Genomic DNA, 306 nt, shown 5'->3' with positions numbered 1-306 from the left:
GTCATCAGTGCTCCAGTCGGGTTCATGTACCTTTTCTTTAACATGCGTGGCGTGAAAAGCGCCGTAAGGGAAGCCATTCATGGTGAATACGTAAAGGTCGTTTTCTCTAAGCCATTTTTGAAATTCATCCAGCCTGTCATCTTCCAAAAGTCCGGCTGCAGCTTTTGCAGACAACCTCAGCCCGATGCCAAACGGTGCCTCTGGTGCCAATTTTTCCTTTAAAGGCAGAACATGCTTCTTAAGCTGTGTGAAAGTCGTCACCCAATCTTCCCCGGGATGTACATTGGTGCAGTACGTAAGATGATA

At 47.1% G+C, this 306-nt stretch carries 1 pseudogene; it reads right to left on the bottom strand.

The window, feature by feature from the left end:
- Positions 1–306: pseudogene (locus HC175_RS22610) on the bottom strand (metabolite traffic protein EboE); the annotation flags it as partial.

Source organism: Salinimicrobium oceani (assembly GCF_012037645.1).
Note: the sequence above shows the minus strand (reverse complement) of the source record. Positions and strands in the feature narration are given on the sequence as shown.